The sequence below is a fragment of the Flavobacterium frigidimaris genome (assembly GCF_002217275.1).
Lineage (GTDB): Bacteria > Bacteroidota > Bacteroidia > Flavobacteriales > Flavobacteriaceae > Flavobacterium > Flavobacterium aquidurense.
On the sequence record NZ_MUGV01000031.1, the window covers coordinates 134,804 to 142,524 of the forward strand.

Sequence of the window (7,721 nt, forward strand, 5' to 3'; positions counted from 1 at the left end):
AAATTGCAGATCTACAAAGGCTGTTTTGTTGGAATTTGGAATTTGGAATTTTTTTTAGATTGGAATTTTACAAAAATCTATTCTTCCCTTTCCTGACGCTCTCCTCCTCTTCTCTTTTGTCCTTTTTCTTTAGATGAAAAATTTCCAATTTTATAAGCCAAAGAGAACATCATATATCTTTTTAGAACTGTATTTTCCTCATCACGAATAGAAGTAGCTGAGATCGTTCTGGTAGCACTTTGATTCTGATTTAAAACATCATAAACTTTTACTTTGGCATAAAGCTTTTTATCAAAGAAGCCATATGATAAACTGGTATTCCATAGAAAGAAATCTTTTTTGAAATCACCCGAAATATTAGAATTGTAGGTATAGCCGAAATCATTTCCAAAAATCAAATTCGCCGGCCAGTAAGACGTTGTTTGCAAATTGATTTTATGAAGCACATTTGAACTCGCGTCTCTGTTATAATTCTCATATTTTGTTTCGTTATAAGACAAACTATAGGATGGTGAAATGGTAAGCACTTCTCCATATTCATACGTCATGTAAATTTTTGGACTTATAGCTGTAGATTTTGCATTGTACATTACGGCGTTTGTAAATCCTTTATCAAACGAATAGCTACCGTTTAGTGCCAAACCATATCTTAAAACATGAGCGTCTCTTTTAATAGACTGACTCCAGTTCCCTCCAACAGAAACCACGTAAGTTCCTGATATATTAATGTAAGATGTCGTTCGTTTACCACTGTCGTCATACACAGATGTAGCATAAATATCATTACTGTAATAATCTCCTTTTGCCATAAAACTATAGCCTGAACGCGTTCTGAAATCGAAATTTCTGAAATTAAAATTCACGGTGTTTTTCTCGATTGGATCCAGGTTTGGATTTCCGATAATAGAGTTCAACGGATTACTTAAATTCGCAACCGGCATTAAATAACTGGCAGAAGGAAGTGTACTTGAATAATCGTATTTTAAAGTCAGGTTTTTTGATCGGCTGAATTTATATCGAAACTGAGCCGTTGCAAAAGGCAAAGCATATTTCTTATTCAATTCCGTCTCTTTACCCAAGTACAACGAGTAATTATCAAAATCAACCAAAGACGTTTTAGAATCCAGATTTAACGTGAATTTGTTCTTTTGCAAAGTAACTCCAACCTTTGGACTAACTGAATTTTGCCTCGAAGTTGTATAGGTAGTTAATGATTCATTCAAATCAGAATACGATTGTGTTGCTGCATCAAAATCAAAGGTTTTTTGATCTTTTATTTCATTTTTCCAATCAAAATCAGATCCAAATCGTATTCTTAATGAATCTGTAATAGGTTCTGTGTATTCAATATCAGCCGAATAAGAATCACTACTACTATTATTTTTAGTATTCTGATTTCTTAAATCGTCTGGTTTACTATCCTGATAAAAAATAGTTTCCGATTGATTAAATCCATCAGAATCTGTCTTTGAATTATTGTTATCAAAAACAAAACTAAGATTCCGATTTTTTTTCTTAAACACTTTATTAAAATTGATCGTGTTGGCAAAACTTGTATTATTGCTTTCATTATAAGATTTAGCCGTACTTTCGTTTAAAGCATCGCCATTTTCATCTACCGAAGAAGTAGACGAAGATGAATCGCTATTAGATCGGGACTGATTTAATTTTGGAGCAACAACAAGTCTTGTGGTCGGATCTATTTTATATTCTAATTCAAAATTAGCTTTGTTGCCTGTATTTTCATTTCTTGTTTTAGCATCAGATTCCGTAATGATATTTCCTGTTGGCAAAAAACTAAGCTGGTTGGCCTTACTTTCGTTTTTATTAATGGTATTAGAAAAATTGTAGCTTCCCATAGCCGCCAATTTTTCACTCCAGTCATCTGTATAATTGACCCCGAATAAATTCGATTGTGTAATTCCTTTTCCGCTACCGGTAGAACCGCTATTTTTACTGCTATTATTTCTTCCGCCTCCCATATTATCAAATACTTCATCCTGAGCAAATCCGGTCGAATTTATATTATTTGATGATCCTAAAACGCTAATCTTTCGTTTGTTATTAAAGAAATTCATAAGCAAACTACTTTCGTACCGGTCATCAGAACCATAACCGCCTAATATTTTTCCGAAATAACCTTTGTTTTTCTTCTCATCAATAGTCAGGTTAATCGACGAATAATCTGAAGTCGATTCCTGTTTGGCGAGTTCCTCTTTTTTAGATTTAAAATCTGAAACCTGAATCTTTTTTATAATGTCTGCTGGTAGATTTTTTAAAAGCAAAGCACCATCTTTATCAAAAAATGTTTTTCCGTTGACTAAAAACTGCGTCACTTCCCGCCCATTTACCGTCACCTTTCCGTCATTGTCAACGTCAACGCCGGGCAATTGCTTAAGCAGCGTTTCAACATTAGAATCTGGCCGTACTTTATACGAAGCCGCATTAAACTCCAATGTGTCTTTTTTCATCGTGATTGGCGGAGCAGCACTTTTGATTACAACATTATCTAGTGCGTTTACATTTTCAAGCACGTATAATTTTCCGAAATCCTTGCTTTCTAAAAGTCCTTTTTGCTCTTCTATATAAGGCTGATAACCCATATAATTTATTTTTAGCAAAACAGGTTTGTCGTATTTTTTAGTGTTTATTCTAAAAACACCATTTTTGTCTGTAGTAGCATATTCTATTATAGTAGAATCTTTTACAGTCGTAAAATAAACAGTAGCAAGTTCTAGAGGAAGTTGTGTATTGATGTCAACTACAGTTCCTTTGACAACAATATCGTTCTGGGCATTTGCGGCAAAACAAAAAAGAAAAAACAGTAATAATGAAAAAATCCTGGTCATAAAATTGGTTAGTTAGAATAGTAAGACTACAAAAAACACAAAAGGTTTAATTGTAGTTTTTACATTTATTCAAATAGTGTGCCAATTAAATGAAACTAAAATTCTCTAAAATTAAAATTAGTCATAAAAAAATCCCCGTTGTGGCGGGGATTTAGTATTATTTCTCTCTAATATAAATATCGATTGGCACTCCTGCAAAGTCCCAATTTTCTCTAATTTTATTTTCAAGATATCTTTTATATGGTTCTTTAACATATTGTGGCATGTTCGCAAAAAACACAAACTGAGGTGTTAATGTTGGCAATTGCATACAATATTTAATTTTCACATATTTACCTTTTGTCGCTGGTGGCGGATAAGCTTCGATTACTTTCAACATATATTCGTTGAATTTTGAAGTCGCAATTCTTTGTTTTCTATTTTCGAAAACCTGAACCGTAGCTTCCAATGCTTTCAATAAACGTTGTTTCGTTAAAGCCGAAACGAACAAAATTGGCACATCAGTAAAAGGCATTAATTCTTTTTTGATTTTCTCTTCGTAATCACGAGTCGACATGGTATCTTTTTCAACCAAATCCCATTTGTTTACTAAGATTACAACACCTTTGCGGTTTTTCTCAGCCAACCAGAAAATACTCTGATCCTGACCTTCAAATCCACGGGTTGCATCGATAACCAATATACAGATATCTGCATGCTCAATGGCACGAACCGAACGCATTACAGAATAAAATTCTAAATCTTCCTTCACCTTAGCTTTACGACGGATTCCCGCAGTATCAACCAGATTAAATTCAAAACCAAAACGGTCAAATTTGGTATCAATAGCATCACGAGTTGTTCCCGCAATATCCGTTACCATGAAACGCTCTTTACCGATTAATGCATTGATAAAACTTGATTTACCAGCATTCGGACGACCTACAACAGCAAAACGTGGCAAAACCACTTCTTCCTGAACTGGTTCTGGTTTTACTGGGAAAGATTCGATTAAAGCATCTAATAAATCTCCTGTTCCACTTCCAGAAATACTCGCAAATGTGAAATATTCTCCTAAACCAAGATTATAAAACTCAAGCGCATCTTTCTCACGCATTGCGTTATCAACTTTATTTACCGCCAATAAAACCGGTTTAGTCACTTTACGCAATAAGCGTGCAACAACATCATCCATTGGTGTAATTCCTTCTTCTACATCAACCACAAAAATAATAACATCAGCTTCGTCTATAGCAAGCTCCACTTGTTTACGGATTTCTCCTTCAAATACGTCATCAGATCCGCGAACATATCCGCCGGTATCAATTACAGAAAACTCTTTTCCGTTCCACTCGCTTTTACCATAGTTTCTATCACGGGTAACCCCAGATACTGAATCTACAATAGCTTCTCTTCTTTGTATCAGCCTATTAAAAAGGGTTGATTTCCCTACATTAGGTCTTCCTACTATCGCAACAATGTTATTCATTTTTTTGAATTTTAGATTTTAGACTTTAGATTTTGATTATTAGTATCCCATAATCAATCACTTATACATCCAAAATGCTTTATTTTAATTTTTTGCAAAGGTAGGTAAAAAAAGTGGCTAAGCCACTAAGTTTCTAAGTACCCTTATTTTTTGCGTCTATATTTAGTCGCAGTCTCAGTCACAGTCACAGTTTGGCATCTGAAAACTGTGACTGTGACTGAAAACTCTTTACTGATTATACCCGAAACGTTTCAACATATTCGCGTTACTTCTCCAATTCTTATTCACCTTAACAACCAATTCAATGTGAATTTGTTTTCCGAAGAACTTCTCTAGATCAGCACGCGCATCGGTTCCAACTTTCTTAAGAGCCGCACCTTTATGTCCAATGATAATTCCTTTTTGTGTTTCGCGTTCTACCATAATGATCGAACGGATTCTGATAATTTTTTCATCTTCAAAAAATTCTTCCGTTACGATTTCAACTGCATACGGAATCTCTTTGCTGTAATTCAACAAGATTTTCTCACGGATTGTCTCGTTTACGAAAAAACGTTCTGGTTTGTCTGTTAATTGATCTTTAGGATAATAGGCCGGAGATTCTGGCAACAAAGAAATAATTCTGCTGAAAACTTCCGGTACATTAAAATTCTGCAAAGCTGAGATTGGGAAAATTTCTGCATTTGGCACTTTCGCTGTCCAAAATGCTACTTGTTCTTCTAATTGTTCCTGATTTGAGTTGTCAATTTTATTCAACAATAATAAAACCGGAATTTTAGCATGGATAATTTTATTAAAGAAAGCTTCGTCTTTTAAGTCCTGCTCCCCTATTTCGACCATGTAAACCAAAATATCAGCATCTTCAAAAGCCGATTTTACGAAGTTCATCATCGACTCCTGCATTTCATAAGCTGGTTTGATGATTCCTGGGGTATCTGATAATATAAGTTGAAAATCTTCGCCATTTACGATTCCAAGAATACGGTGACGAGTTGTTTGTGCTTTTGATGTAATGATCGATAATCTTTCTCCAACAAAGGCGTTCATCAACGTTGATTTTCCAACGTTTGGATTCCCGATGATGTTTACAAAACCTGCTTTATGTGACATTTGTGAAATATTTATTTTGCAAAGGTAGTCATATCAACTCAATACAGAAAATAAAACATTTTTTAAAGTTTTCGTTGGATTTCTCAAAAAACGGCGTATCTTTGCACCCGAAACATCGCGGGATAGAGCAGTAGGCAGCTCGTCGGGCTCATAACCCGAAGGTCACAGGTTCGAGTCCTGTTCCCGCTACCAAGACAAAGCTTCAGAGAAATCTGGAGCTTTTTTCGTTTATATTTACTCTTAAATTCTTTTTATTTGCAGAGATTGCAAACCTACGTTATTACCATTTTCATTAATAAATTTAAAAATCAATATTAAATAGTTAAAATTAAAGGTGCAAAATTAGAGACAGTGGGTTTGTAAATAGATTTTATTTGTGGTTGAAAATATAAGAATAGAATTAAAAATCTAATTTATTTGATAAGATATAAAAATGGAAAAACTTAAAAAGATCGATGATCTAATCGTAAAGCATATTAATCTTAAAAAATTAGGCTTTCGGCATTTAGATTATATGATGGAATGTAACACAGGTACCTTCTACAGAGAAACAAAAGATAAATATGACGTCTTAACTTATGGCTTTGGTTATGACTATCGATTATATGACCCTATTACAATGTCTAAAGAAGATGGTATGAGGTCATATATAAGCTTTAAATCGGTGGAAAAAATTTTAAATAGTATTCTGCCCGACCCTTATGCATCTGAAAGTTTCAGTCATTCATGGAATTTTATTTTCTACTGCCAGCAAACACTAACCAATGAAATGATACCAAATATTAACTCTCCTGATGAGTTAACTCATGAAATTGCGTACGAAAACGGCCAGATCCTAGATGAGAATATTTTAAAAGCAATAAACAATATGAATGTTTATATTGAACATTATCATCTTCCTTTTTTCGATGAGTTTCTTACAATACAAGATATAAACGATAAAATATTAGAAAAATATGACTGGATGGATTGGAATGACTATTTTTTCAAGGCACCTTTTTTTAAAGCTATTATAATAATGAAATTATGTCGCAATAATAAAAAATATGATGAATTTACCAAAATGTATAAATCCAGAATTTATGATGCCATTCAGGAAGGGGAAAATGATAATTTATATTTAGTTCCATACTACGAGAATTTTCTAAAAGTAATGGATTATCTTGAAAGTGGTAAATATAAAGAACTGATGGTTTAAAAATTAGCAAAAAATTACCTTCTCAAAGAGAATTAAGATTAGCAAACAAATCAGGAAACAATTTTATAAAAATCATTTACTAACTGGTTAGATATTTGAACGCTTCCCGCTACTAAGACAAAGCTTCAGAGAAATCTGGAGCTTTTTTGTTGTAATTGTATTCGTCGGATCTATTCGGCACTCACGCTGCGCAATCCCGAAAGCCTTCGGGACTGACTTTGCGCCATTTCAAACAAATGTAATTGAAAAACGAAAACCTCTCAAAGTCTCAGACTTTACAACTAAATTCAATATAAATCATAAAGTGTTATTGACCTCGGATCTAATACGTTTACTATAGGGTTATCAACCTTTTCAATTTCTAACAATCCTGAATCATTAACATCATTGCTGGCACTAGAATAAATATACTCCGAAGCTTTAGCTACTAATCCTGCTCTGACAGGATTTAAATGTATGTAATGCAGTTTAGACCACATAAATGCTGTTGAATAAATTTCTTCTGCGTGATTTCCATATTGCCAGAATTGATATTCTTTATTTCTTTTATGTTTTTCAGCTGCTAATTTAAAACGTTCTAACATCCATTCTCTTCTACTTTCAGGACTGTTTTTAATTTTATCTAAAATGTTTTTTGCAATAAACTTTTTAAAATACCTGATTAAGTCAGATAATTTTCCATCTTCAGACTGAACAATTAAATGAATATGATTACTCATAATCACATAACCATACAAAATCATTCCCTTGTTTTTAATGCAATAATCGAAACATTCAATTACAATATCTCTTTAAGTTTGACGTGTAAAAATATCAATCCAGTCTATAACTGTTGGTGTGATAAAATGTGGCAGATTTTGATCCCGAATTACATATCCTTCTTTCATAATTTTCTTTCAAAAGTAATGATTTTTCTTACTTAATTTATTCTCAGAAGTATTCGTAAAAAGTCGGGAGACTTTTAGCAGGTTTACAATTTCTTAGACGTGAAAAAAAATTGGCAAAGTCAGAGACATTTGCGCAGCTTTTCATAAGAAGACTTCGGAGAGCTGGGAAAACTTCGGAGAGCGGGGGCTTTTTTTGTTTATATTTACTT

At 33.4% G+C, this 7,721-nt stretch carries 5 protein-coding genes and 1 tRNA gene; 2 read left to right on the top strand and 4 right to left on the bottom strand.

Annotation, left to right across the window (positions count from 1 at the left end; all coding sequences use genetic code 11):
- Window positions 1-77 precede the first annotated feature (77 nt).
- The 3 genes from B0A65_RS17680 to era all read right to left on the bottom strand — a co-directional run bounded on the left by B0A65_RS17680 (window position 78) and on the right by era (window position 5,427).
- Window positions 78-2,849, bottom strand: a complete 2,772-nt coding sequence (locus B0A65_RS17680; RefSeq protein ID WP_074659899.1) for an outer membrane beta-barrel protein — start codon at window positions 2,847-2,849, stop codon at window positions 78-80.
- 157 nt (window positions 2,850-3,006) lie between these two features.
- A complete protein-coding gene (gene der / locus B0A65_RS17685; RefSeq protein WP_026985745.1) occupies window positions 3,007-4,317 on the bottom strand; it encodes a ribosome biogenesis GTPase Der in 1,311 nt (436 codons plus the stop codon).
- A 228-nt stretch (window positions 4,318-4,545) separates the two neighbouring features.
- Window positions 4,546-5,427, bottom strand: coding sequence for a GTPase Era (gene era / locus B0A65_RS17690; RefSeq protein WP_026985744.1), 882 nt, complete (start codon window positions 5,425-5,427; stop codon window positions 4,546-4,548).
- 116 nt (window positions 5,428-5,543) lie between these two features.
- Here era and B0A65_RS17695 point away from each other — a divergent pair.
- Window positions 5,544-5,619, top strand: a tRNA-Met gene (locus tag B0A65_RS17695).
- Window positions 5,620-5,860: 241 nt separating this feature from the next.
- Window positions 5,861-6,625, top strand: a complete 765-nt coding sequence (locus B0A65_RS17700; RefSeq protein WP_074659898.1) for a hypothetical protein — start codon at window positions 5,861-5,863, stop codon at window positions 6,623-6,625.
- Window positions 6,626-6,912: 287 nt separating this feature from the next.
- Here the strand turns inward: B0A65_RS17700 and B0A65_RS17705 are convergent, their stop codons facing one another.
- Window positions 6,913-7,410, bottom strand: a complete 498-nt coding sequence (locus B0A65_RS17705) for a transposase (RefSeq protein WP_317044624.1) — start codon at window positions 7,408-7,410, stop codon at window positions 6,913-6,915.
- Window positions 7,411-7,721 lie beyond the last annotated feature (311 nt).